22 protein-coding genes and 1 pseudogene are annotated in these 25,023 nt (G+C 38.2%); 20 read left to right on the top strand and 3 right to left on the bottom strand.

What is annotated here, in order from left to right:
• Window positions 1-76: 76 nt before the first annotated feature.
• The 4 genes from MKZ18_RS10600 to MKZ18_RS10585 all read left to right on the top strand — a co-directional run bounded on the left by MKZ18_RS10600 (window position 77) and on the right by MKZ18_RS10585 (window position 4,270).
• On the top strand, window positions 77-355 hold the full coding sequence (locus MKZ18_RS10600; RefSeq protein WP_138116989.1) for a hypothetical protein: 279 nt from the start codon (window positions 77-79) through the stop codon (window positions 353-355).
• Window positions 356-693: 338 nt separating this feature from the next.
• The gene (sigH, locus tag MKZ18_RS10595; protein ID WP_061785188.1) at window positions 694-1,341 is read left to right on the top strand and encodes an RNA polymerase sporulation sigma factor SigH; all 648 of its coding nucleotides are present in this window, start codon (window positions 694-696) and stop codon (window positions 1,339-1,341) included.
• Window positions 1,342-1,554: 213 nt separating this feature from the next.
• Complete coding sequence (gene htpG, locus MKZ18_RS10590) at window positions 1,555-3,432, top strand: molecular chaperone HtpG (protein WP_144594182.1); 1,878 nt, start codon at window positions 1,555-1,557, stop codon at window positions 3,430-3,432.
• 91 nt (window positions 3,433-3,523) lie between these two features.
• Complete coding sequence (locus MKZ18_RS10585) at window positions 3,524-4,270, top strand: alpha/beta hydrolase (protein WP_076513024.1); 747 nt, start codon at window positions 3,524-3,526, stop codon at window positions 4,268-4,270.
• 142 nt (window positions 4,271-4,412) lie between these two features.
• On the opposite strand, the gene MKZ18_RS10580 is transcribed toward MKZ18_RS10585, so the two are convergent.
• Window positions 4,413-5,771, bottom strand: coding sequence for an IS1182 family transposase (locus MKZ18_RS10580; RefSeq protein ID WP_144594447.1), 1,359 nt, complete (start codon window positions 5,769-5,771; stop codon window positions 4,413-4,415).
• Window positions 5,772-6,144: 373 nt separating this feature from the next.
• On the opposite strand from MKZ18_RS10580, the gene MKZ18_RS10575 reads away from it, so the two are divergent.
• From MKZ18_RS10575 to mbcS, 14 genes and pseudogenes are all read left to right on the top strand, one after another.
• Window positions 6,145-6,312, top strand: coding sequence for an SDR family NAD(P)-dependent oxidoreductase (locus MKZ18_RS10575; RefSeq protein WP_081801899.1), 168 nt, complete (start codon window positions 6,145-6,147; stop codon window positions 6,310-6,312).
• A 71-nt stretch (window positions 6,313-6,383) separates the two neighbouring features.
• Window positions 6,384-6,662 (top strand): DUF3784 domain-containing protein, encoded by a 279-nt coding sequence (locus MKZ18_RS10570; protein ID WP_025911024.1) that lies wholly within the window; start codon window positions 6,384-6,386, stop codon window positions 6,660-6,662.
• Between the two features lie 107 nt (window positions 6,663-6,769).
• The gene (locus MKZ18_RS10565) at window positions 6,770-7,225 is read left to right on the top strand and encodes a VOC family protein (protein ID WP_144593753.1); all 456 of its coding nucleotides are present in this window, start codon (window positions 6,770-6,772) and stop codon (window positions 7,223-7,225) included.
• Between the two features lie 90 nt (window positions 7,226-7,315).
• On the top strand, window positions 7,316-7,684 hold the full coding sequence (locus MKZ18_RS10560; RefSeq protein ID WP_260864954.1) for a hypothetical protein: 369 nt from the start codon (window positions 7,316-7,318) through the stop codon (window positions 7,682-7,684).
• 86 nt (window positions 7,685-7,770) lie between these two features.
• Window positions 7,771-8,868: an alpha/beta hydrolase gene (locus MKZ18_RS10555; RefSeq protein WP_144593754.1), complete on the top strand. Its 1,098-nt coding sequence runs from the start codon at window positions 7,771-7,773 to the stop codon at window positions 8,866-8,868.
• A gap of 249 nt (window positions 8,869-9,117) precedes the next feature.
• A complete protein-coding gene (locus MKZ18_RS10550; RefSeq protein WP_144593755.1) occupies window positions 9,118-10,305 on the top strand; it encodes a cytochrome P450 family protein in 1,188 nt (395 codons plus the stop codon).
• A 24-nt stretch (window positions 10,306-10,329) separates the two neighbouring features.
• Window positions 10,330-10,947, top strand: coding sequence for an RraA family protein (locus tag MKZ18_RS10545; RefSeq protein ID WP_061785180.1), 618 nt, complete (start codon window positions 10,330-10,332; stop codon window positions 10,945-10,947).
• 180 nt (window positions 10,948-11,127) lie between these two features.
• A complete protein-coding gene (locus tag MKZ18_RS10540; RefSeq protein ID WP_061785179.1) occupies window positions 11,128-12,495 on the top strand; it encodes a 3' terminal RNA ribose 2'-O-methyltransferase Hen1 in 1,368 nt (455 codons plus the stop codon).
• The gene (locus tag MKZ18_RS10535; RefSeq protein ID WP_144593756.1) at window positions 12,492-15,095 is read left to right on the top strand and encodes a polynucleotide kinase-phosphatase; all 2,604 of its coding nucleotides are present in this window, start codon (window positions 12,492-12,494) and stop codon (window positions 15,093-15,095) included. The genes MKZ18_RS10540 and MKZ18_RS10535 overlap by 4 nt, the downstream gene beginning before the upstream one ends.
• Before the next feature lie 9 nt (window positions 15,096-15,104).
• Window positions 15,105-15,392, top strand: a pseudogene (locus MKZ18_RS10530) (GNAT family N-acetyltransferase); the annotation flags it as partial.
• A gap of 34 nt (window positions 15,393-15,426) precedes the next feature.
• Window positions 15,427-16,488 carry a DmpA family aminopeptidase gene (locus MKZ18_RS10525; RefSeq protein WP_144593757.1) on the top strand — a complete coding sequence of 354 codons (1,062 nt, stop codon included), beginning with the start codon at window positions 15,427-15,429 and terminating at the stop codon, window positions 16,486-16,488.
• Between the two features lie 106 nt (window positions 16,489-16,594).
• The gene (locus tag MKZ18_RS10520; RefSeq protein ID WP_144593758.1) at window positions 16,595-17,086 is read left to right on the top strand and encodes an AAA family ATPase; all 492 of its coding nucleotides are present in this window, start codon (window positions 16,595-16,597) and stop codon (window positions 17,084-17,086) included.
• A gap of 1,001 nt (window positions 17,087-18,087) precedes the next feature.
• Window positions 18,088-18,786, top strand: coding sequence for a hypothetical protein (locus MKZ18_RS10515; protein WP_100347768.1), 699 nt, complete (start codon window positions 18,088-18,090; stop codon window positions 18,784-18,786).
• Between the two features lie 156 nt (window positions 18,787-18,942).
• Window positions 18,943-20,526 (top strand): acyl-CoA synthetase MbcS, encoded by a 1,584-nt coding sequence (mbcS, locus tag MKZ18_RS10510; protein WP_251385595.1) that lies wholly within the window; start codon window positions 18,943-18,945, stop codon window positions 20,524-20,526.
• A 51-nt stretch (window positions 20,527-20,577) separates the two neighbouring features.
• Here the strand turns inward: mbcS and MKZ18_RS10505 are convergent, their stop codons facing one another.
• Complete coding sequence (locus tag MKZ18_RS10505; protein WP_025911045.1) at window positions 20,578-21,534, bottom strand: VanW family protein; 957 nt, start codon at window positions 21,532-21,534, stop codon at window positions 20,578-20,580.
• Window positions 21,535-21,922: 388 nt separating this feature from the next.
• Between MKZ18_RS10505 and MKZ18_RS10500 the strand changes: the two genes are divergently transcribed.
• Window positions 21,923-22,378, top strand: coding sequence for a MarR family winged helix-turn-helix transcriptional regulator (locus MKZ18_RS10500; protein ID WP_138117000.1), 456 nt, complete (start codon window positions 21,923-21,925; stop codon window positions 22,376-22,378).
• Between the two features lie 41 nt (window positions 22,379-22,419).
• Here the strand turns inward: MKZ18_RS10500 and MKZ18_RS10495 are convergent, their stop codons facing one another.
• Window positions 22,420-23,931 carry a class I adenylate-forming enzyme family protein gene (locus MKZ18_RS10495; RefSeq protein WP_144593760.1) on the bottom strand — a complete coding sequence of 504 codons (1,512 nt, stop codon included), beginning with the start codon at window positions 23,929-23,931 and terminating at the stop codon, window positions 22,420-22,422.
• Window positions 23,932-24,354: 423 nt separating this feature from the next.
• Here MKZ18_RS10495 and MKZ18_RS10490 point away from each other — a divergent pair, with 423 nt between their 5' ends.
• The gene (locus tag MKZ18_RS10490) at window positions 24,355-24,999 is read left to right on the top strand and encodes an SDR family oxidoreductase (protein WP_025911050.1); all 645 of its coding nucleotides are present in this window, start codon (window positions 24,355-24,357) and stop codon (window positions 24,997-24,999) included.
• Window positions 25,000-25,023 lie beyond the last annotated feature (24 nt).

Raw genomic sequence — 25,023 nt, 5'->3', positions numbered from 1 at the left:
AATACTTTTTTGTAACATAAAAAACCAATTTTACGATCTAGTGTAAAATTGGTTTTTTCGAAGATTAGGAGAATGTATGATGAACCTTTTTTACTTTAATCATGAAAACTACACGGGTAATCACTTGCACGTAGACAGCTGGCAAGACGAGAACACAGCGTATTTAGAAGGCATTGCTTTGGAACGAAAAAATGGAACAATGGATGTGTTTTTTCAAGGGACTGATTTACTGTCGGACGAAATGAAGAAAAAAGGAAACATTCATGAAACATTCGGCATTTTTTTAGGGAATGTTAAAAACGCTGGGGATGCCTGTAACCTCTTTTGTCGATGGGTTCAAAACAATCCTTTATAAGCAGTCATTTTTTAGCTACATAAGGCGATTCGACAGAGCTCGCTAACAAAAGTTTAAATTTTCAGATAAATATATTAGAATTTTTTGTAAACACTTTCACATTTCGACAACGTTTTCAAAAAAGAGTCTGTATACTAATATCCAGGGAGAGGCATTCAAGGGAATAAGTTTGACGTCACCGTTAATTAATCTGTGCATTGGGTTTTCAAACTAAACAGTATTCATTCTAATAAACGGACACTACGTTTTATGTCACTTTGCCATTATGGACCCTTGAAAGAAAAGCAGAAAAAAGCAATCTACATCAACATTCAATAGAGGTCAACGGGGGGATATAAATGAGTATTCACATTGAGTTAAAGATGATGAGAAACTACGAAATACTAGAAGACATGACACTAGTCGAATTAGCACACACAGGCGATGATGAGTCGCTCAATCACTTGATTAATCGCTATCGTAATTTTGTACGAGCAAAAGCACGTCCTTATTTTCTCATTGGTGCTGAGCGAGAAGACCTTATTCAAGAAGGCATGATTGGCTTATATAAAGCCATTCGTGATTTTAAAGAAGATAAAACGAGTTCATTCCGAAGTTTTGCAGAGCTCTGCATCACAAGGCAGATCTTAACAGCTATTAAAACAGCGACTCGTCAAAAACACGGACCGCTTAACTCATCCGTGTCGTTGGACAAGCCGCTTTCGGATGATGAATCAAACTATACACTTTTAGATTTACTATCAGAAGAAAATCGTACAAACCCTGAAATGATGCTGATTAACCGTGAAAAATCACTTGATATGCAGATGAAAATTTCTGAATTATTAAGCGAATTAGAACGAAATGTACTAAACCTTCACTTAGAGGGGAAATCTTATTTAGAGATTTCTAACGAGCTACAGACGCATGTAAAGTCAATTGATAATGCCCTGCAGCGCGTGAAGAAAAAGCTCGAGCGCAACTTACAAATTAAGCAAGCAATTTAACATCAAAAACAGCATTTAGACGCCTAAATGCTGTTTTTGATGTTATTGGAAATATCAGATTACATAATAGAATCCTTATTTAAACTACGGTGTTCTTTTCAATAAAATCTATTGACATATTTATCAAAAATATGATAATTAAATAGTGATTAGCACTCCGGACAAAAGAGTGCTAATCATCTACATATTCATGCAACGGGAAGGAGATTTTTTATGACAAAGAAAGAATTTAAAGCTGAATCAAAACGACTGCTCGACATGATGATTCATTCGATTTATTCTCAAAAAGAAATTTTCTTACGCGAGCTCATTTCAAACGCAAGTGATGCGATTGATAAAATCTATTACAAAGCGTTAACAGATGACTCACTATCATTTGAAAAAGATCGCTACTTTATTAAAGTAACGGCAGATAAAGAAAAACGTACGCTTACTATTAAAGATACAGGTATTGGCATGACGCAGGAAGAGTTGGAAAACAACCTTGGCACAATTGCGAAAAGCGGCTCTTTGGCGTTTAAAGCTGAAAATGAAGCAAAAGATGGACACGATATTATCGGTCAATTTGGCGTTGGTTTTTACTCAGCATTTATGGTTGCTGATGAAGTAACCGTGACGTCAAAAGCACTTGGAAGCGATACTGCTTACCGCTGGAATTCAAAAGGAGCAGACGGCTATACGATTGAGCCTTGTAAAAAAGCCGAAGTTGGTACAGAAATCGTCTTAAAGATTAAAGAAAATACGGAAGAAGATCAGTATGATGAGTATTTAGAAGAGTATCGCTTAAAAGCTATTGTTAAAAAGTATTCAGACTTTATTCGCTACCCAATTAAAATGGACGTTACTGAGAGCAAACCAAAAGAAGGCAGCGATTCTGAGTTTGAACAGGTAACGGAAGAACAAGTCATTAACAGCATGGTGCCAATTTGGCGTAAAAATAAAAGTGAGCTAACAGATGAGGATTACGACGCGTTTTATCAAGAAAAGCGCTATGGTTTTGACAAACCGCTGAAGCACATTCACATTAGCGTGGATGGAATGGTGCGCTACAACGCTATCTTATATATTCCAGAAACAATGCCGTTTGATTACTATTCTCCTGAATATGAAAAAGGCCTAGAACTTTATTCAAGCGGCGTATTAATCATGAACAAATGCGCGGACCTTCTTCCAGACTACTACAGCTTTGTGAAGGGTCTTGTTGATTCAGAAGACTTATCGCTCAACATTTCACGTGAAATGCTGCAGCATGATCGTCAGCTAAAACTGATTGCGAAAAACATTAAAAATAAGATTACGAGTCAGTTGAAATCTCTTTTAAAAGATGATCGTGAAAAGTATGAAACGTTCTTTGGTACATTTGGTCGCCAGCTAAAATACGGCGTGTACAGCGACTTTGGTGCAAATAAAGATACGCTAAAAGATTTACTATTGTTCTATTCATCAAAAGAGCAAACGCTTGTAACGCTTAAAGAATATATTGAACGTATGCCTGAAGACCAAAAGTATATTTACTACGCATCTGGTGAATCGTATGACCGCATCTCAAAAATGCCACAAACAGAGATGGTTCTTGATAAAGGCTATGAGATTCTTTACTTTACCGATGAAGTGGATGAATTTGCGATTAAGATGCTGATGTCTTATGAAGATAAAGAATTTAAATCTGTTTCAAGCGGTGACTTAGGAATTGAAGCAGATGAAAAAGAAAGCGCAAAAGAAGAAGAAGCTGACAGCAAAGACCTTCTTACGTATATGAAAGAAATGTTAGCCACAAAAGTGAAAGACGTTCGATTATCTAAACGTCTAAAAACTCATCCTGTTTGCTTATCAACTGAAGGTGACGTAACAATTGAGATGGAAAAAATCTTAAAAGCAATGCCAAATAATCAGCAAGTACAAGCTGACAAGATTTTAGAAATCAACCCAAGTCATAACGTGTTCCAAGCGTTAAAAATAGCGTTTGAGCAGGATAAAGAAAAAGCAGAGCTTTACACAAATCTTCTCTACAACCAAGCTCTTCTTATTGAAGGTTTACCGCTTGAAGATCCGATTGAATTTACAAACAACGTGTGTAAAGTGATGGTATAACGTAAAGGAAGCAGAAATGCTTCCTTTTTCAATGCAAAAATGTAACGGTTTACAAATGGTTTTTGGTAAACTAAAAGCGGGAGGGATTTTTATGACAAAATATCCAATAATAGAAGGCGCAGAGCCGTTTTACTTTGAAGGAAACGAAATTGGTATTTTAGTATCGCACGGTTTTACAGGTACTACACACAGTGTGAAGCCTTTGGGGGAAGCTTACCATAAAGCTGGCTATACGGTTTGTGGTCCCCGTTTAAAAGGACACGGCACGCACTATGAAGATATGGAAACGTCAACTTATCAAGAGTGGATTCAATCGGTAGAAGAAGGCTATGCATGGTTAAAAGAGCGCTGCCATACCATCTTTGTGGTCGGTTTATCAATGGGAGGCACACTGACGCTTTATATGGCAGAAAATCATCCCGAAATTAAAGGAATTGTATCAATAAACGCAGCTATTGACATTCCTGCTTTAAATCCACAGGCATTCGAAGCAGATCCTCATACTCGTTTTCTTGATTCAGCTGGATCTGATGTAAAAAAAGAAAACGCAGATGAAATCGGCTATGACAAAACGCCTGTCGCGTCACTTAAAGAACTATATAAGCTGCTTGGAATTGTTAAAAATGATTTACCCAAAATTACTTGCCCGACCCTGATTTTTGTATCCACAGAAGATCACGTTGTTCCACCGCTAAATAGCACATACATAGCTGAAAACATCAGCTCAGCTGAGAAGAAAGCTATAACGCTTGAAAATAGCTACCACGTGGCGACATTAGATAACGATCAGCAAATCATCATCGATGAATCGTTGAAATTCTTTAAAGACTATCAATAAGTAAAGAGCTCTACACTTAGGTGTGGAGCTCTCAGTTTGTCGACAAAAGGGATTCGGAATGGTCTCATTCCGAACCCCTTTTTAGCTTTTTATGGGATTTGAAGCTATTTAATAAAAAGACAGACCTCTTCGAGTTCATCATTTAGGCCATTTTTGGACCTTGCCACGTCCAGTTGGCCATCTTCTTCAGGTTCATGGCAGCGAAAGTAAGCATCGCCTGCATCGACAATTTTTTAAGTCCCCTTAACGTTGTCCAACGCATGCCATGCTTTTCTTTTCCATCTGCGAATACACGCTCAATGGTTTCTTTACGTTTGGCATAAATCTCTTTCACCTCTGCGTGATAGCGAAGATGGTCTGCCTCTTCTACGTATTCCTGCCAAATATGACGCGTCACCACTTTCTGGTGGTCTTTACTCTCCGTACATCTGGCTAAAAATGGGCATGTCGCACAAATCTGTTTTGGCGATTTGTACTCCCGATATCCTTCTTTATTCGTTGTCGAGTAGGCCAAGATCTCACCTGCCGGGCAAAGATAACAGTCAAAGTATTCGTCATACACATAGTCATGTTTTCGGAAAAAACCTTTTTTCGTACGTGGTCGTGTGTATGGCAAGGCAGGGGTCATCCCCTGTTCCAATAAGTAACGGGTAATCGCAGGAGTTTTGTACGCGGCATCTGCGGCGACCGCTTCAGGCTTTCCGACTCTCTCGATGACCTTTCCGACCAATGGCTCTAAAATCTGACTATCATGTGTGTTGCCAGGTGTGACCATGGTGCCAAGCACAAAACCGTTACGATCCGCGGCTGCGTGAAAAGAATAGGCGAACTGCTTCGTCCGTTCATCCTTCACATAGTAACCACTCTCTGGATCGGTGGTGCTTTCTTTGATTTCTTTCTTCTCTTCCTTCTCAAACTTGTCCGGAGGAAATGGTTTTTTTCCGTGATCTTCCCGGTCCTGGTTAATCTCTTCTTGAAGGCGTTCCTGATACGCGCGTGTCTCTTTGCGAACGACTTTCTTTTCAAATTTGCGTTTGTTCGCACTCGCTTTAACATGGGTCGAATCCACGAAAACGTGCTCGGCACTGATTAGCTTTTTCTCGGCAGCTTCCTTTAAGATGCGATAGAAAATCTGTTCAAACAGATCGGTATCTTTAAAACGGCGTTCATAGTTTTTTCCGAACGTAGAGAAATGAGGCACTTTATCGTGGAAACCATACCCAAGGAACCAGCGATAGGCCATATTGGTTTCCACTTGTTCAATCGTTTGGCGCATGGACCGGATTCCAAACGTGTATTGAAGGAAGGTCAATTTAATTAAGATGACAGGATCAATACTGGGACGACCGATTTCTGAATACATGTCCTTCACCAAGTCATAGATGAACGAAAAATCAAGTGCTGCCTCTATTTTACGAACCAAGTGGCTGGCCGGTACCAATTGATTTAACGTAATCATTTCTAATTGATCTCGTTGAATGGGATTATGTTTCGAAAGCATGTCAATCACCTCAAGTTATGTAGTACTTCCATTGTAAAATAAAAAAGACTGTAGGCAAACTGGATTTCTTCCAGTTTGTCTACAGTCTGAGAGCTCTACACTTAGGTGTGGAGCTCTTTACTTATTTTTTGTTAATTTCATAATTCTAAGAACTCCCCAAGCTGCTATTCCAAGAGACAGCGCAAGTAATGCTAGAACGATCAAAATCCCACAAAAAGTATCCATACTTAATTCACCTCTACTTGTACTACGAAATTACTTTTCGAAAGTTTCAGATTTAAAAACTATATTTTTCCTATTACGGTTGTTGAAGAATGAACATAATCTGGTAGAATTTGAGAATGGTATTTTATTAAAAAGGAGTGTCGGTTTAATGTTGTCAAAAGTACATGTAATTGTAACGGGGGCAGGAGCTGGGATAGGAAAAGAAATTGTCACATCATGTTTAAGTGAAAGAGCTCATGTTGTTGCTTGTGATATCAGCGAAGATTCATTAAATGAACTAAAAGCTTCATATTCAACTAATAAACTTTCTACATGACGTTTTACTTTGCTTTTTATATTATTCCTGCTATCGCGAAAAGAAGATAACTTATAGGGGGGGAGATTTCAATGAATCAACATTTTATTATTATCGCTGCTATTCTATTTGTTTTAGCTTATTTCATAGGTGTCAAAAAACAAACTTGGCTGCTATCAGGCTATAACCAGCAGCGTGTACGAGATAAAGATAAACTTGCAAGGCTCGTAGGGGCTTATAACTTCATTATGGGCATGATGATGTTGGGAGGCGCTTTTATTTCTCACCCAGATGTTCAAATACTTTTTCCCATTTTAATTATTGGATACTTGGTATTACTCGGCTATGTTAATACAAAAATGGTTGAGTAGCTTCAAAAGCATTCTACACCTAAAGTTGTAGAACACCTCCATCTATCATCTGATGTCATTGATTAAGGTTTTCGCTATGATGATACTTATAGAAAGAGGTGTATGAATTGATTAAAGATTTATATGAAGCACATTTACCCGTAAAAGATTTAAATCGTTCGATTACATTTTATGAGAAGTTAGGATTAGAGCTTTCTCATATCCATAGCGACCACCTTGCTTTTTTTTGGTTAAAGAAAGGAGAAAGTTGGCTTGGTTTATGGGAAACGCAACAAGTAGAATTAGACTACCATCCTTCTATCCGCCACGTTGCTTTTCACGTAACGTTGGAAAATTTGAGGTCATCAGTATCATGGTTAAAAGAAAGGCAGATAGCTCCCAGAGAAGCATTTGGCTTTATGCCTCATGAACCGTTTGTAATGGCCCATGATGGCATAGCCCATGCAAAGATTCATTTTTATGACCCCGATGGAAATAGCCTAGAGTTTATCTGCAAAATTCCAAACCCCACTAATATCGTCGGACGAATGTATTTAAGCGAGTGGGAAACCATTTATTCTTAAAGCTTTTTTACATAAAACAGCTCCTTTCTATAAAATGAGAAGAGCTTAATCTTTATAATTACTTTAAACTATAAAGTGGGGTGATAAAAAATGAATAGTAAACCGATTAATGAATTAACAATTGACGATTTAAAGGACTATAAAATCTGGCAGTGGGCCCTAGATGAAGAAGAGAACGAACACCAAGATGAGACATGGGTTACGCCTGCTGCCACGGATAACTTTACATCAGATTTAAAGGGATCTATCGTATTAGGCACACTATACATAAACGCTAACCAAACAATGCCTATTATGTGCAGCCTGGATGTTACTACTCATGAAGTTTCTATTGATTCAGTTATTGTGTATAAGAAAGAAGGTGATGCTGTTTTTCAACAAATGATTGATTACGGTCACTTTAATCATTATCAAGAAGATATTGCATTCATTCGTAAGTACGGCAAAGACTGGCTATAACTAAAAAAACAAAAAGAAAGCGATTACAAAAAATTGTATCTTGCTAGAATACTAGTAAGACATGAAAACGGATGTGGTGGTTAGTGATGCTTCAACCAAAAGAGTATGACAAGCTTCTCGGTATCTTGGAAACATCAGCGGAAACAAAAGAAGTCGAGGGCATACGTAGCGTAATTAAACATATACCAGATTTACATATAGCTGGAGATTTAGATCCACGTGTTTTAAAAGTAATCAGCAGTTATACAAATCATTCAGAGGAAGAACAAACAGAACCTGCGAATGTTTCAATTGAAGCCATTCGCGCTAGCATGGGCTGGCTTAATAGAGACGTTACAACTACAGAAATTACAACAGAGTTACTCAGCATTCCGAGCAAAGAGCATGATATTCCTGCACGCATCTATCGTCCTATATCAAATGAGCTCTTACCAGCAGTCGTGTTTTTTCATGGAGGAGGGTTTATTGGAGGAAGCTTAAAAACGGTTGAAAACCCTTGTAAAGCACTAGCTGAAAAAGCGCACGCAGCGGTTGTTTCTGTCGATTACCGTTTAGCTCCTGAACATCCATTTCCCGCTGGCTTAGAGGATTGTCTAACTGCGGTGAAATGGGTGTATGAAAATGCTGAAAAACTCGGAATAAATAAAGAGCAACTAGCAGTTTGTGGTGATAGCGCCGGTGGCAACTTAGCTGCAGTTTGCAGTTTACTTGATTCCCAGCAAGGAACAAATCGAATAAAGTATCAAGCGCTTATTTATCCTGTTGTGAATCCTGGGCGAATTGATACAGAAGATCATAGATGGGACATAAATGAATATGAAGTTTTTCATCATCATGAGCTAATTAAAGGAGTTATTCTAGCATTAGCTGGCTCTAGCTCAATGCTCAATAAGCTGTATCTACAGGGAGCGGATGTTACTGATATACGCGTATCTCCTTTATTAGCCGATGATTTAAATGGTCTTCCAGAAACTCTTATTATTAATGCTGAATATGACTATCTCCGCTTACAAGCCGAAGCGTATGCTAGAAAGCTTGCACGATCTGGGGTTAAAACAAAAATGATTCAGTATAAAGGAATGGACCACGCTTTTATAGATAAGATTGGAGATTATCCGCAAGCAGAAGATTGTATGAATGAAATTGCAAAGGAACTTAAAAGTGCATTTAGAATCAATTGCTAGCTTTGTATGTTGAAAGGCGAGTATATTCATGGCTCGTCTTTTTTTATTTGGTGAGTATATACTTCACTTTAATTTTATTATGTAAACTTTATATATGAAACATCACTTTCCTTGATGTTCCAAATCAATGCGCATACAATGAAAGAAGGAATCAACAGATAGGCCATCCAGATTGATGAAAGCGATTCCTGTTTTTATGTGAGACCTGGCTTTTTCGTTCAAAAAGTAGATAACAGGAGAGGATACCATATGAATATTAAGTCACTTGATTTATTTTCACAGAAGTTCCACCAAAACCCTTACGAATACTATGAACAAATTCGTCTGCATGAACCGTTTGCAAAGGTAAAGCTTTATACAGAAGCTCCTGATTCTTGGATGGCTTTTACATATGAAGCTGCCGAAGCTGTGCTAAAAGATGAGCGCTTCATCAAAGATATGCGCACCGTATTTCCTGGCGAAATGACGGATGAAAACGTACCGCCGATTTCTCAAACGATGCTTTTTGCAGACCCACCCAATCATCGTCGTCTCCGCAGCCTTGTCCAAAGTGGCTTTACTCCTAAAAAAATTATGAGCTTAAGCGGACGCATTGAAGAAATTGCGCGTAAGCAAGCTGAAAAAATGAAAGAACATGAGACAGTTGATTTTATTGAAGCATACGCATTTCCAATTCCTATTATTGTGATTTGTGAACTCCTCGGTGTTCCACAAGAAGATCAGCTTGATTTCCAGCGCTGGTCAAACGTATTGGTCGATATTAACGAAGCTTCTCAGTATGACGAAGTATTGATGGAGTTTATGATGTACTTAGAAAAACTCATTCACAATAGACGACAATCACCACAAAATGATCTACTATCTCATTTAATTCAGGCAGAAGAAGACGGAGATAAGCTTACTGCGACTGAGCTGTATGGTGTTGTCATGCTGCTTATCGTTGCTGGTCATGAAACGACTGTCAATCTCATTTCAAACGGATTGCTTGCACTTCTTACCCATCCAGACCAGCTTGCTTTATTAAAAAATGACCCTTCCTTAATTTCAAAAGCCATTGACGAATTTTTACGATACAATGGTCCAGTCGAATTCAGCACGGACCGCTGGGCGCGCGAATCCTTTACCTTTATGGGACAGCAAGTTCAAAAAGGGGATCACGTTATCGTGTCATTGGCCTCAACAGGACGAGACCCAGAAGTATTTTCACATCCAGAGAAACTTGACATTACACGAGAGAAAAACCCTCATTTAGCGTTTGGGAAAGGCATTCATTATTGCTTAGGTGCGCCACTAGCCCGATTAGAAGGTGAAATTGCGATTCGCGTGCTGCTTGAAGAATTTCCAAACGTAGGCCTTGTTGCTAATTTGTCTGATTTAGAATGGCGACAAAGCTTTATTATTCGAGGTCTAAAGGAGCTTCCAATTCGTTTAGCCTAACGTTAACTAAAAGGAGCGGTCAAAATGAGTATTATTAATTCATTTAAAACAATTCCAACTACGTGTATATCAGACGCAATGGCAGGGTTAAACAATCTTAATTCATCCATCAAGCCATTAAAAGAAGAATACAAAGTTGTCGGAAGAGCCTTTACCGTTAAAATGCCTGTAGGTGACAACTTAGTATTTTTAAAAGCCATTAAAGAAGCGAAGCCAGGTGATGTATTAGTAGTAGATGCAAAAGGAGATACGTATCGAGCAATCGCTGGAGACTTCATCGTTGGATTAGCGCAAACATTGGGTATTAATGGAATCGTCGTGGACGGGGTCATTCGTGATGTCGTCGGCGTAAAGAAGCTAAACTTTCCTGTTTTCTGCAAAGGAACAGCCGTAGCAGCAAGCGGGAAATCAGGGCAAGGTGAGCTAAACGTCCCTATTTCATGTGGCGGAACCACTGTTCATCCAGGCGATATCATTGTTGGTGACGCTGACGGCGTTGTGGTCATTCCAAAAGAGCATGAGCAAACCATCCTAACAAAAGCGACTGAAAAAGTGAAGTTTGATGAGTTGCGTGATCAAAAAGTATCTGGAAATCGAGATGAAGTTATAAACTATTTAAATGATTTTCTTTCAAAATCTTAAACCTTTATTCTCTAAAGCTACTAATCATGAAGATTGGTAGCTTTTTCTATCTCATTAATAGTTCCTAATAAATAGCGTAAAAGGTATAATTAGTTAAAGAAACTAGGTTCTGGTTTCTGTTTATATTCTGGTGCTTTATAGAGTGAAGAGTAAAGTACTATCTAAAAAGAAGGTGAACGTATGCAGCTCAGTATGAAAGTAAAAGGAGAAGGTGCAGAAAACGTATCGCGGTTAATTGCAAAAAACCCTTCCAATCCTTATGAACGAATGGAAAAAGGACAGAATGTCAGGTTAGCTTTTACAACTTTTGAAGCCTATGAAGCGGAGTTTATTATTTACGTTGATGTGGATCCTATTGAACTTGTAAAAAGTGGATCCAATCATTTTGATATTACCCACTATATCAACGATCGTGAATTTGCGGTCAGCAGCTTGTTTTGTTCCTACATACGCAAAGCACTTGGGACAGCTTTAAACGGAAAGCCGAAAGAAGAATATAGCGAGTGGGTACATCATGCTTTTGATCTTGAAGTTAGCTTCGGTCCTATTGCCTCACATTTACCAGATCAACGAATCCAAGAGCTTTTTGAACCGATGGGCTATACTGTTGAAATAGAGCGAAGAGACATTGATTATACGTTTGATTTAAAAACACGAAGCACGGCTCGTTACGTAACGTTAAAAGGAATAGTTACAGTCCAACAAGCCCTTCAGCATTTGTTCATTTTAATTCCAGTCTTGGATAACTTTAAGCACTACTTTTTGGATGAGCGAGAAATTGAAAAAATAGAGCGCTACGGCGAAGGCTGGCTAGATGCTCACCCCTTGAAAAGTTATATCTACGAGCAGTCGCTTCGTTTTAAAGACCTTGTTAAACAAGCGAACGTAGCAACAAATACTGAAAAAAAGCAGAAGAACGATGATACAGATCAAGCTAAAACACCGCTAAACGAGCTACGCTATCAGGCAATTCTTAAAAAAGTACAGTCTCTTCCTGCTAAAGGAACCGTTGTGGACTTCGGTTCGGGTGAAGGAAAGCTAGCTACTCGTTTAGGATTCATTCCAGGCATAGGTGAAATTTTAGCAGTAGAGCCTTCACAATCTGCACAGCTAAAAGCATTGGAGCGATTTGAAAAAGCTGCTGCCAAACCAAACTTCATTCAGCCTCGTTCTGTTTGGGGATCGTTGTTTTACTATGATGCACAGCTTCAAGGTGCAGACGTCATCATTTTGTGTGAAGTCATTGAGCATATCAATGAAGAACGACTGCCTGGCATTATGAACACAATCTTTACGTTCTATCAACCAAAATCACTGATTGTGACAACGCCAAATCAAGAATACAATGCCGTTTATCAAATGAATGAAACAATGAGACACGCGGATCACCGCTTTGAATGGAATAGACGAGAGTTTGCAAGCTGGTGTGAAGCTTGGACGCAGGATTTTCCTTATTCCATAACCATTGAAGGCATTGGAGAAGAAAATGACGAGTACGGATCACCGACACAAATGTGTACGTTTGAACGAAAAGAGGGAGACAATTGAAGAAATTATTTTTACCTCCTGCAGGAATTGTACTTTTAATGGGGCCCTCAAATAGCGGCAAAACAACGTTGCTAGAGTCCTGGATAAAAAAAGGCTATGTCAAACCTTCTGAAACGGTGAGCTCTGATCAGTTTCGCTTATTAGTAGGAGATACAGATTTTATTGAATGGACAAGCCGTCCAAAAGATGAGGCAGACGTGTTGTTGCAAGAATATCAAACAATTTCCCAAAAAGCGTTTGAAACAATGGAATACATCATTGAAACTAGGTCCAAAATGGGGAAATTAACGATTGTCGACGCAACGCATCTATATGAAGACGACCGTAAGAGATATATCGACTTAGCGAAAAAGAACCACATACCGTGCATTGCACTTTTGCTTGATGTACCAACTGAAACGTTGCTTGAACGTGATGAAAACAGAGAATTCCCACGTGGTAAAAAGCGAGTCAAACAGCAAGCGCAGGTATTTGCTAAAAGCAAGCGTTCTATTAAACGAGAAGGCTTTCGTCAACAGTACGTATTAACAAAAGAAGATATCAGTGAATTAGAAGTCGTTCGCACCAAAAATAAGCTTGAACTTGACGTTGGAACAGGAATAGACGTAATCGGTGATATTCACGCGTGCTATGAAGAGCTAATTCAGCTTCTTGAGCGTCTTGGCTATGAGCCAAATGAAGAAGGCTTTTACACGCATCCAAACGGACGTAAATTTCTATCCGTTGGAGACGTGATGAGTCGAGGGCCTCGTTCTCTTGATAGCATGCTGTTTTTCAAGCGGCATGTAGAAGCTAATCTTGCGTATATGATTGACAGCAACCACGGTTGGAAAATTGCAAGATGGTTAGGCGGGAGAAATGTCACGTTGTCGCACGGAGATGAAAAGGTTGCGGATGAGTTTACTCGCTATGAGGAAGAACACGGAACTAAAAAAGCGGAAGCCTTAAAACGTGAGCTAAAAGACTTTTTGCTAGAAGCGCCGTCTCATTATATTCTGACAAAAAATGATGTTCGCGTAGCTGTAGTAACGCATGCGGGTATAAAGGATGAATATATCGGAAAGCAATCCTATCACATCTCAGACTTTTGTCGATACGGGGATTCTGAAGAATTTTATGAGAACGGAAAGCCTATACGTAAAGACTGGTATACAAATCACCACACAAAAGAGCTCATCATTTGGGGACATGACTGTAAAGTTCAGCCGCTTGTTGTGAACAATACTGTTAACATTGATCAAGGGGCCGTATTTGGCGGCTCGCTGACGGCTTTTCAGTATCCAGAAAAACAGTTTGTTTCTGTAAAAGCAAAAGAAAACTACTCTGGAACGGAGGACAACCCACTCACACAGTGGCAGAAAAAAAGGTTGGATCCACCGAATATTGCACGCTTTCTTAACGGCTATTCGGTACTAACTGACACGTATGGAGATATTAAAGTTCTTGAAGGAACGGCCAAGTCAGCAATTGATTCTGTTTCTCACTTCATGATTCCAATTGAAGAGCTTATTTATATTCCACCAACCATGAGCCCCACACCAAAGCCTCCAGTACTGGAAGGATATCTTGAGCACCCAAAAGAAGCGTTTGATTACTATCAGTCAAATGGCGTTCAAACAATGGTCGTCGAGAAAAAGCACATGGGAAGTCGCGGCGTACTGCTATTATTCAAAGATAAGGAAACTGCTGTTCATTACGTTGGCAGAGAAACGCTAGGAACCATTTATACGCGTACAGGACGCTCCTTTTTTGCAAAAGACGTAGAGGAACAGATTTTATCGACTTTAAATGAAGACCTAATGCGTTCTAATTATTTCTCTAAATACAACACAGACTTTGTTCTGCTTGACGCTGAAATTTTGCCGTGGAACTTAAAAGCAAAAGAGTTAATTAGCTCTCAATACGCGCACGTAGCGGAAGTTGCACTATTAGACCGCAGAAAATTAAGTGAAAAGCTGAAAAAAGCCTTAAAGCATAATCAAAGCATTGAAACGTGGCTATCTGAAGTCAATCTAAAGCTTAAAAATGCTGAGATTTTCAACGAAGTTTTCCAAAAATACTGCTGGAACATTGACGGAGTAGAAGGCATTCAAATTGCCCCGTTTCACGTCTTAGCTCACAGCGGCGAAACGTTCTTTGACAAAACGCATCTGTGGCACATGGAAAGAAACGCTGAGTTTAGCTCATTATCGGATTTATTTATTTCAACAGACTTTATGGTCGTACATGACGAGAAATCAATGAACAAAGCGATTGAGTGGTGGGAATCCATTACGGAAGAAGGACACGAAGGCTTTGTGGTGAAGCCGGAAACGTTTATCGCAAGAAATGAGAAAGGTAAGCTTTTACAGCCTGCTATCAAGGTGAGAGGACGTAAATACCTCCATATTATCTACGGAATGGATTATTTAATGCCTGAAAATCTCAATCGTTTAAAACAGCGGAATACCGGTAAAAAGCAAAAGCATGCGCTACTGGAGTTTGCTTTAGGTATCGAAGGTATTACGCGCTTTGTAAACAAAGATTCGATCGAGCGAATTCATGAATGTGCCCTTGGAACGCTTGCTCTTGAAATGGAGCCTGTGGACCCTAGACTGTAAGAAAAAAGAAAAATCGTGCGAGGAGCATCACAAAGCGCCATTATCGGCTATTTTTTAGATGAAGACTACAACGGCAAAGGCTATATGACTCAAGCAGCAAAGCTATTTGTTACCTATGCGTTTACTGAATTAAATTTACATCGCATTCAAGCTGAAGTTCAGCCTCATAACGTTGGGTCGATACGCGTATTGGAAAAAGCAGGATTTCATCAAGAAGGTCTTGCAACGAAAAATCTTAAAATCAGAGGAGAATGGAAGGACCATCAGGTGTTAGCCATAATTAATCCAGCTGATTGATGAAAACAAATAGGAAGCAGAGGTGGGAGAGAGCTTGAAACAAAAAAGGCTACGTGATTACGGGGTAACGATTGGAAAATTAGAAACCGGCGCATATAACGCAATTACGGATGTTAAAGGCGTTACGGTCGGGCATGTGACTATTAGCGAAGATGAACAGCAAACAGGAGTAACAGCAATCTTACCTCACCAAGGGAACATTTTCCGCGAAAAGCTCATTGCATCAAGTCACGTCATAAACGGATTCGGAAAAACAATCGGAACTATTCAAATAAATGAGTTAGGAACGTTAGAATCTCCAATCGTTTTAACGAACACGCTAAGCATCGGGACAGCAGCCGATGCGGTCATTGATTATATGTTAGAACAGAACGAAGAAATCGGACGAACAACCGGAACGATAAATCCTGTTGTCTGTGAATGCAATGATATGATTTTAAACGATATTCGTTCAAAGACAGTGACGAAAAAACATGTACTCAAAGCTTTAGAGACCACTTCAGAAACAGTCGAAGAAGGCTCTGTCGGTGCAGGCAGAGGCATGGTTTGCTATTCGTTAAAAGGAGGAATCGGAACGTCATCTAGACAAATTCAATTAACTCATGGCCTATATACAATCGGTGTCCTTACCTTAACTAATTTTGGTTCGTTACCTGATTTAACGATAAACGGACAGCCAGTTGGCTCACAGCTTTATAACTCGATGCATTCTTTAGAAGAAATACCAGACAAAGGCTCTGTAATCGTTATTCTTGCTACTGATTTACCCGTGACAGAAAGACAGCTCAATCGCATTTTAAAACGAACGGTAACGGGCTTATCACGTACAGGATCTATTATTACAACAGGAAGCGGGGAAGTCGTCATTGGATTTTCAACAGCAAATAAAATTCCTCATGATAAAACGTCTTCTTGCCTTTCAATTTCAGCTATTCATGAAGAAGATATCGATTTAGCATTTCGAGCCGCTGGTGAAGCCACTGAGGAAGCGGTCTTAAACTCACTTATTACAGCAACTCATGTTGTTGGCAGAAGCGGCAATAAACGACCGGCATTAAAAAATCTATTAGAGATTTACGGAATTCAGTTAGACTGAAAACCAATACGTGTGTACAGTTATTTATAGAAAGGAAACTTTGTATTGGCTCAGTTTGATATGAAAACAAAGGAAGAACTACTAAAGTAGGTTTGGGGGATAAACTATGAAAAACCTGGGAGATCTTTACTTTTTCTGTGGAAAGATGGGAGCAGGAAAATCAACTAAATCGAAGCAATTGGCTGCGGAAAAACATGCGGTGCTGTTATCCGAGGATGAATGGCTTTCAGCTTTATATCCGAATGAAATCGCATCATTTGATGACTATCTAAAATTCTCAGCACAGCTCAAACCGTTAGTGAAAAAGCATGTCCAAAATATACTAAGTGTTGGTACAGATGTAGTGATGGATTTTCCAGGAAACATTCAAAAACAGCGAAAATGGCTTTTAAGTATCGCGTCAGAAGTCAACGCAAATCATCAGCTAATTTTCCTCAACTTAAATAACGAGCAATGTTTACGTCAAATCGCACAAAGACGTAACGAACAACCTGAAAGAGCAACTTTCGATACTATAGAGACGTTTATTCACGTTACTAAGTTCTTTGAAGAGCCAGATGTATCTGAGGGTCTAAACATTTTAGAGTTTAACGAATAGCTCAACCAAACCGTCACCTGAAACCACAGGTGGCGGTTATTCATGTAATGAAGGGGAAGATGTTTATATTTTTTATTTTTCTAGTTTACATAATATACATTATAGGAAGTTATATAAATAATAGATTTTTTGTCTCATTTAATAAGTAAACTTTAGATAGTGAGATAAAAAAAGGAATTTATTAATGTATTGTATTGAAATTATATTATAGAGCTTGATACATGATTAACTTAAATAACTCCTGATCAAACGTTCGATTGCTTCAGTTTCATTTGGTGTTGCAGATGCCAACTACATAAACATATAGCAGCATCTCCGTTTAGAAAAAATAAATCTACTGTGATTGAATTTTGTTCTAAACGTTACTTCATAGACTTTATATGATTAGTTTCTTAAATAGTTTACATAATATTTCCTGTAAACGTAAATTTTGAGTTTAAAGATTTTTTATCCCTATATTGGATTAATATTCATTTTGGTTTGTATAACACCCGTATTTATTGTAACTATATCCATTTCCGTTTATTTTTATACAAATTAACCCTCTGTTTTTCTTTGTTTTCAATCTCTAACCTTGCTGTTATCACATTTACAGTTGTAGTTTTGTATACATTGAGGTATAATGTATAACAAATAGAGATCGGCATATGTTGGGTGCTTAATCATCCGATTTTAAAGGAGCGATACTTGTGAATATTACAATTTATTATGGTAACCATGAAGATAAAACAATTCATACAATGGATTGTCACGTAGATATTGATGTAGACGACGAAGATTTAGTTTCTTTAACAGATGTACGCTAAATCCATCATATAGAAAATAAATGTTCAAAACACAAATCAACTGGTTTGTGTTTTTTTATGTTTACTCTCCCCCGCTTTCTTCGTAAGACATAGCTACTTTTTTATTTTTATCCCCCCTTTACTTTTCGTTCTTTTTCTCGTATGATTTAATAAGAACGTATGTTCGATTTATCAATTGCAAGGAGTGTTTGTTAGATGAGCAATAGAAAAAGAAAAAAGCCGCTTCCCCCTACCCTTTCTAATACTGGTTTTATCGGAGCAACATTCGCAGATACAAATGAGCTGCTTGCAAATGAATATCACTTTTCACGTAAACAGATGAAGATCACTCACCACGTATTGGATGCACTATTACAAGGTGTGACGCAGCTATTTCAACAGCATAATGTTGAAGCCGCTCTATCTTGTGTTTATTTACCTAAATATAAAAAGATTGGTCTTGTGTTATCTAAGCAACCGTTTGGGCGTCGTGAAGGTATTGGCTACTTTATTAATTACTTAAAAGAAGTTGGTCATATTGATTGGGATGAAAAAACAAAGGATTATGAAATACATAACACGAGCTTTATAGGCGTTGTCTTTGCAGATTTAGAAAAGATTTCAAAGTTTACTTTTGAATTTGAACTTCAGCTTCTAGCTAAATTTGTAAAAGAACTAATTATCCCTGCGAAGGAGCTCTTTTTACAGCACCATATAAGAGCCTATATCTCAGGAATTGAAAATGATGAGCAGCATAAGTTAGGATTTGTACTTTCGATTAAGCCTTATGACGAACGGAAAGAAGCGGATTTATATTTTGTTGAATATTTAAAAGAACGCGGTCTTTATGAAGCGGATGAATCTGAAGAAGAATTAATTCCCATACATACGAAGTGGAGTCTATTCTCCAAATAAAAATTCCCATTTCTCACAGCTGAGGGTGGGAATTTTTATGTTTTTTTGGTTACTATAAACAAATTAGTAGTAACTACTAATAGTTAGTATTATAATAGAGATTATAATGATGCACTGTCATTATAGACATTTTTTTATAGAAAAGGAGTCGTGGCAATGATTCGTTTAGAAGAACTAATTCCAAAAGAACGCTATAATTTAACGGAGGAATTTGAAAAACACGCATCTGATCACCTTGCGATCAAATGGCAAGATGCTGATGGTCATCGAGAAGAAATTACATATAATAATCTATTAAAACGAGCAAATAAAGCCGCAAATTCATTAACAGAACTAGGTTTAACAAAAGGCGATCACGTCTTAGTCATCATGCCCCGCTTAATTGATTCATATGTCATGTACTTAGCATGTTTAAAAGCAGGTATTGTCATTATTCCTTCTTCAGAAATGCTTCGAGCAAAAGATATCCAATATCGTTTACACCATGCCCAAGCAAAAGCGATTATTTCATATTCTCCATTTTGTCAAGAAGTAGACCAAGTAACAGACTTACCTTCTTCTCTAAAGCATAAAATTGTTTTGGGAGATGCTGTGAACTCTTGGACATCCTTAGAGCCTCTTATGGATGCAGCGAGTGATCAGTTTGAAGCCGCTGATACTCATAGAGACGATACGGCCTTTTTGCCTTACACGTCAGGTACAACTGGCAATCCAAAAGGCGTCGTTCATACACACGGATGGGCATACGCTCATCTACGTTTAGCAGCGCGTGAATGGCTAGATATTAAAAAAGGTGATATAGTTTGGGCAACAGCAGGTCCAGGCTGGCAGAAATGGGTTTGGAGTCCATTTTTATCAGTTTTAGGTCAAGGAGCAACAGGAATTGTATATAACGGCCGATTCGAACCAGAGAAGTACTTAGCGATTTTACAAGATGAGCAAGTGAATGTGTTATGCTGCACGCCGACAGAATACCGCTTCATGGCAAAATCAGCAAACTTAGATTCCTTTGACTTATCTCATATTCATAGCGCAGTATCAGCTGGTGAACCGCTAAATGAAGAAGTAATGAGCGTGTTTAAACAACACTTTGGTATTCAAGTCCGTGATGGATATGGCCAAACAGAAAACACGCTTTTGATTGGAACATTAAAAAATGTAGACGTTAAGGTTGGTTCAATGGGTAAACCGATGCTTGAAGAATTTATTGAGATTGTTGATGAAGACGGCAACCCATGTGCCCCTGGTGAAATTGGAGATATTGCGGTTCGTAAAGACCTCCCTTCGCTTTTTAAACATTACTACAAAGACGAAGAGCGTACGAAAAAAGCGTTTTGTGGCAATTATTATCTAACGGGTGACCGAGCTTCTAAAGATGCTGATAATTACTATTGGTTCCAAGGCCGCAGCGATGATATTATTATTAGCTCTGGCTATACAATTGGACCTTTTGAAGTTGAAGATGCTTTGATTAAGCACTCTGCTGTCAAGGAATGCGCCGTAGTTGCAAGTCCAGATCCGGATCGTGGTAACGTAGTCAAAGCCTTTGTTGTGTTAACTGACCCTGCGTTAACTGCTGATGAATTATTAATTAAAGATTTACAAAATCATGTTAAGCACCTAACAGCACCTTATAAATATCCTCGACTAATTGAATTTGTATCTGACTTACCAAAAACAAATTCAGGTAAAATTCGTCGCGTTGAGCTGCGTGCTCGTGAGCAGCAAGTTACTCAATAAGCAACAAAACGCCGAAGCGAATAGCCGCTTCGGCGTTTTGTTTAATTTTGTTTACAGGTAGCGCTGTGCAGTACGAACTTCAACTGTTAGCGTTCCCCCTGCAACGTTTGTATACGTCTTAATAATAATTGGATATGATTTATTGTTCATAAATTTAAAATCAGGTCCATTCCATGAAACAGTAGCATCTCTTCCTTTAGGAACATATCCTACGTCTTTTGAATGATGAGAACGCGCAACGATTTGTACTCCAGCTTTATCTACTGCGTTAAATAACGTGGAAGATGTTTGACAGATTCCTCCACCAATCCCCATGACTAGTTCTTTGTTGATGATTTCAGGAGCTTGCTGATAACCGCGTTCTACCGTACGAGGCCCTACAACACTGTTATAAGAGAAATAATCACCAGGTCCTAAAATAGTGTTGTTAATAGCTTCAGCAGAGAGCTGGATATTTCGATTTCTCCCCGTGTCGTTAGGGCGAAATTTCGTAGTGAAAGAAGCAATTGGTACTTCACTTACTCCTGTTGCTGCTTGCACAGAAACGTTTGGTGGTGTTTCATAAATTGGAACCGTAATTTCTAATTGATTTGTGTTTAAATTTTGCAGACTCGCTACAAGTTCGTCTTCTTTTAAAACAATCCGGTTCGAGCCTCCAATTAATGCTCCATTTCCATCTAGCTTCATGCTTTGCATTGGTGTATCGATTCCTTTTGCTAACTCGGAGGCAAGTGCTTTTATCTCTTTATTATATACTTCCTTATCAGCAAAATTAACGGGTTTAAATTCTCGCATTAATGCACCAGTACGAGAATCTTTTAATTGGTACGTTAAGTCTTCTACTTTAATAACCGGCTCTTTTTTTTCTTTTTTCTCTACAGCTTTTTGTTCTTTTTCTGCCGCTGTAGCTGCCGCTTGTTGTGCAGAATGGTCCATATACATATCAAATGCAATATAACCGCTGACCAACGTGGCACTTGCTAAAAGTGCTGCTATAACCTTTTTCATGTAATTGTGATCCCCCCATATTTCGGCTTTACCTCAATATGTCTTTCTTTTAAAAATATGTATGTTTCACTATATTATATAAAAATATAGAAATATTCGTCTATCAAAAAGTAAATATTTTTAAGAAGAAAAGGAAAGACTGAGAAAAGCCAGAATCATTTACACACCCCTTTTTGAAACGAACCATCTGTCTGAAAGCGCTATTGATACTATCATAATAGCACGAAATAAATAATAATTTAACGAATTTTGGAAATTAAATTTAACTTTTTTCTATCTAGACTTCATCAAACTGTCACAAATAGAGAAGGTCTTTCATTTATACAAAAGCTTTACACATGTTATAATAATTAGTACAAATGTATGAATCTAGAGGAGGCTCCACAGATTGACGCAGTATAACAAAGAAAATGTGAAAGAACAGTTAGAAAGCATTGATCAAATTAAAGAGGCGCTAGTGAAGTATCGAAACGCTGTGATCGGTGAAAAGTATGATTTACTTCCCTACCACCTTACACCTACAAAAGAGACAATCTTAAAAACTGTTTATGATAAAGAAAGCTGTATTGTTAGCGATATCACAAAAGTACTGGGCCTTTCCCCAGGTGCCATTACCATTGTGTTAAATCAACTCGAAGATGAACAGCTCGTAACGCGCATTTATAAAAAGAAGAATCGTCGCAGCGTATGGATTGAGCTAACTGAAAAAGGAAAAGACGTTGTGGAAACGTTACAGCAAACGCGTACGGATTTTTGGCTCAGTATTTTATCTCATCTGACAGATGAAGAGCGTTCACAATACATTCATATTATGCAGAAACTTTCAAAAACATTAAGCGAATAAACAAAAAAAGCGGTATAATCACCGCTTTTTTTGTTTGTTTTTTAAGCATGAGCTAAAGCTAGCTCTTTTACTTTTTTCTTCATAATTTTACCGACGCTGTTTTTAGGAAGAGAAGGTACAAATACGATTTCAGGAACCTTATAAGCTGTTAATCGTTCTTTGCAGTATTCTTTAACCTCTGTTTCTGTTACACTAGATTCTTCTCTTAGCACCGTATACGCGTAAGGAACTTCTCCATATAAGTCATCTGGCATACCAACTAACGCCGTTTCCAACACATCATCAATGCTTAAAATCACATCTTCTACTTGGTCTGGATAAATATTGTCTCCTCCATATACAATGACATCTTTGTAGCGACCATCAATGTATAGGAATCCCTCTTCATCAAGCTTCCCTGCATCTCCCATAGATAACCAGCCGTCATGTAACACAGCTTGTGTTGCCGCTTCATTCCCCCAGTATCCCTTAAAGATGTACGGGCTTTTCACAAGGACTTCACCAATTTCTCCTGTTGCAACTGCCTCTCTTGTTTCAGGGTTAACCACTTTTACTTCAACACCTGCAATTGGTTTTCCAACAGAGTTTACTTTATCCCAGCTCATTTGAGGTGCCCAGGCGCTGATCACCCAAGCTTCTGTACTACCGTAACCTTGTGCTACCGTAACACCATGCTTTTCTAAGTTACGAATAAGTGATTCAGGTACTTTTGTTCCACCTGATAAAGCTAGCTTCCACGGTAAGTTTTCGCGAGGATTTTGCTCGAGCTCTTCTAATAAGTACGTAAGAGCCGGTGGCAAAGCTAATAATAGCGTAATATTTTCTTTATCAATAATGTCTAAAATCCGTGCTGGTTCGGTCTCTTCTGAACAAACCATTGTCACGCCGCTTTTAATGCAGTGAAACATAGAGTTCATTGAGCTCATATGGAAGAATGGATGCACAAATAAATAGTGCATTTCAACATGAATTAAATCCTCTGTTCTTCCGCTTTCTAAGTATTTTCGAACGCCACCATGTGAAATCATGCAGCCTTTTGCGTTCCCTGTTGTACCTGACGTAAACATCATTAAAGCCGTATCTTCTTCAGTTACTTCATAGTCAAATGAAGGTTCTTCTGCTGAAAATTGATTGAATTGTTCACTAAACTTAGGTTCCCGCTCTAGCACTACCGTAAAGTTCAATTGGTCAATTGCTTTAGCCCCTTCCACAACCGTTGAAAATTCTCGATGATGTAGGAGCGCTTTTAACTTTCCACTTTCAATAATGTGGTCTAATTCGTAAGGTGTCATATTTTCACTAAGCGGGCTTACAACAGCTCCAATTTTTACAATTGCCATCATAACAGTTGGATAAGCAGCGGTTGTACGAGCTAAAATCCCAACTCGATCTCCTTTTGTGACCCCCTGACTTACTAAAAAGTTTGCAATTCGATTAATTTGATTAGAAAACATTTCATATGTATAGCGTTGTTCACCTTCTACTAACGCTTCTTTATTTGGCGATAGCATCGCTCTCTCTGCAACTAGATGTTGAATCGTATTTGATTTCATCTTTATCTCTCCTTTACGTTTTCAACATAACTATTGAAAAAAAATGAATTAAAATAGTTTAATTACTAAAATATTAGTGACCCAAAGAATAATATCAAAAAAACATTCATTAGTAAAATTTCAATAGTCCCATATACTCTATTCGTATAGTTTAAAGACAAAAAAGAAGCATTTTAGACCCTGAAACCTGGTATATCAAGAATGTAAGAGCTTTTAACAAAATTCAAATAAATACTAAAAATAGTCATAAGGGTGTATGGTTTTTCTAATTTATGGTTAAAAAGCGTTTTAAAATGATTTTATTTTCTTATTTATGAAATTTATTTTGTTTTTTTACTTTAAAAGTGTTTAAAGCATAACTTTTGAGTGCATAAGAATCGTATGAAATAATAAAGAAAGAATAGAGCTGAAAGGAGAATGTATATGAAAGTATTAGTTATTGGAGCCAATGGACAAATCGGTCAAAAAGTTGTAAGACTATTACACGCTAATGAACAATATACCGTACGCGCAATGGTTCGTAAGGAAGAACAGCTTGAGAAACTAAAAAATGAAAATATTGAAGCGGTCTATGCTAGCCTTGAAGGAACGGTAAAAGAATTAGAAGCAGCAATGAAAGGCTGCGATGCGGTAGTCTTTACTGCCGGTTCAGGAGGTAGCACCGGGTCTGATAAAACGTTGCTAATTGATTTAGACGGAGCAGCCAAATCAATTGAAGCAGCCGAAAACGTAGGAGTTAATCGTTTTATCATGGTAAGTGCCCTACAAGCACATCATCGTGAAAACTGGAATGAGAATTTAAAGCCTTATTACGTAGCGAAACACTATGCTGACAAAATCCTAGAAGCAAGTAGTTTAGACTATACAATCATTCGACCAGGTGGATTGACGAACGACGCTGGTACGGGTAAAGTAGACGTTGCCACAAACTTAACGCGCGGAACAATTCCTCGTGAAGACGTAGCCAAGGTTGTGGTTACTAGCCTTACAGAAGAAGGAACTTACAAAAAATCGTTTGACTTATTAGCAGGCGATAAAAACATCGAACAAGCTCTAAAGACATTATAATAAAACAGGCGGTCGTAACCGCCT

It is taken from the genome of Priestia sp. FSL W8-0001 (assembly GCF_038050335.1).
GTDB classification, from domain to species: Bacteria; Bacillota; Bacilli; order Bacillales; family Bacillaceae_H; genus Priestia; species Priestia flexa.
The sequence above is the reverse complement of the archived record's forward strand: the minus strand, read 5'-3'. Positions and strand labels throughout refer to the sequence as shown.

Bases quoted from the DNA above. Each gene is read 5' to 3' on its own strand.
- sigH (WP_061785188.1), top strand. From the start codon at position 694: ATGAGTATTCACATTGAGTTAAAGATGATGAGAAACTACGAAATACTA.
- MKZ18_RS10495 (WP_144593760.1), bottom strand. From the start codon at position 23,931: ATGAAATCAAATACGATTCAACATCTAGTTGCAGAGAGAGCGATGCTA.
- MKZ18_RS10540 (WP_061785179.1), top strand. From the start codon at position 11,128: ATGCAGCTCAGTATGAAAGTAAAAGGAGAAGGTGCAGAAAACGTATCG.
- MKZ18_RS10550 (WP_144593755.1), top strand. From the start codon at position 9,118: ATGAATATTAAGTCACTTGATTTATTTTCACAGAAGTTCCACCAAAAC.
- MKZ18_RS10575 (WP_081801899.1), top strand. From the start codon at position 6,145: ATGTTGTCAAAAGTACATGTAATTGTAACGGGGGCAGGAGCTGGGATA.
- MKZ18_RS10570 (WP_025911024.1), top strand. From the start codon at position 6,384: ATGAATCAACATTTTATTATTATCGCTGCTATTCTATTTGTTTTAGCT.
- MKZ18_RS10585 (WP_076513024.1), top strand. From the start codon at position 3,524: ATGACAAAATATCCAATAATAGAAGGCGCAGAGCCGTTTTACTTTGAA.
- MKZ18_RS10505 (WP_025911045.1), bottom strand. From the start codon at position 21,534: ATGAAAAAGGTTATAGCAGCACTTTTAGCAAGTGCCACGTTGGTCAGC.
- MKZ18_RS10545 (WP_061785180.1), top strand. From the start codon at position 10,330: ATGAGTATTATTAATTCATTTAAAACAATTCCAACTACGTGTATATCA.
- htpG (WP_144594182.1), top strand. From the start codon at position 1,555: ATGACAAAGAAAGAATTTAAAGCTGAATCAAAACGACTGCTCGACATG.
- MKZ18_RS10490 (WP_025911050.1), top strand. From the start codon at position 24,355: ATGAAAGTATTAGTTATTGGAGCCAATGGACAAATCGGTCAAAAAGTT.
- mbcS (WP_251385595.1), top strand. From the start codon at position 18,943: ATGATTCGTTTAGAAGAACTAATTCCAAAAGAACGCTATAATTTAACG.
- MKZ18_RS10600 (WP_138116989.1), top strand. From the start codon at position 77: ATGATGAACCTTTTTTACTTTAATCATGAAAACTACACGGGTAATCAC.
- MKZ18_RS10555 (WP_144593754.1), top strand. From the start codon at position 7,771: ATGCTTCAACCAAAAGAGTATGACAAGCTTCTCGGTATCTTGGAAACA.
- MKZ18_RS10520 (WP_144593758.1), top strand. From the start codon at position 16,595: ATGAAAAACCTGGGAGATCTTTACTTTTTCTGTGGAAAGATGGGAGCA.
- MKZ18_RS10515 (WP_100347768.1), top strand. From the start codon at position 18,088: ATGAGCAATAGAAAAAGAAAAAAGCCGCTTCCCCCTACCCTTTCTAAT.
- MKZ18_RS10580 (WP_144594447.1), bottom strand. From the start codon at position 5,771: ATGCTTTCGAAACATAATCCCATTCAACGAGATCAATTAGAAATGATT.
- MKZ18_RS10560 (WP_260864954.1), top strand. From the start codon at position 7,316: ATGAATAGTAAACCGATTAATGAATTAACAATTGACGATTTAAAGGAC.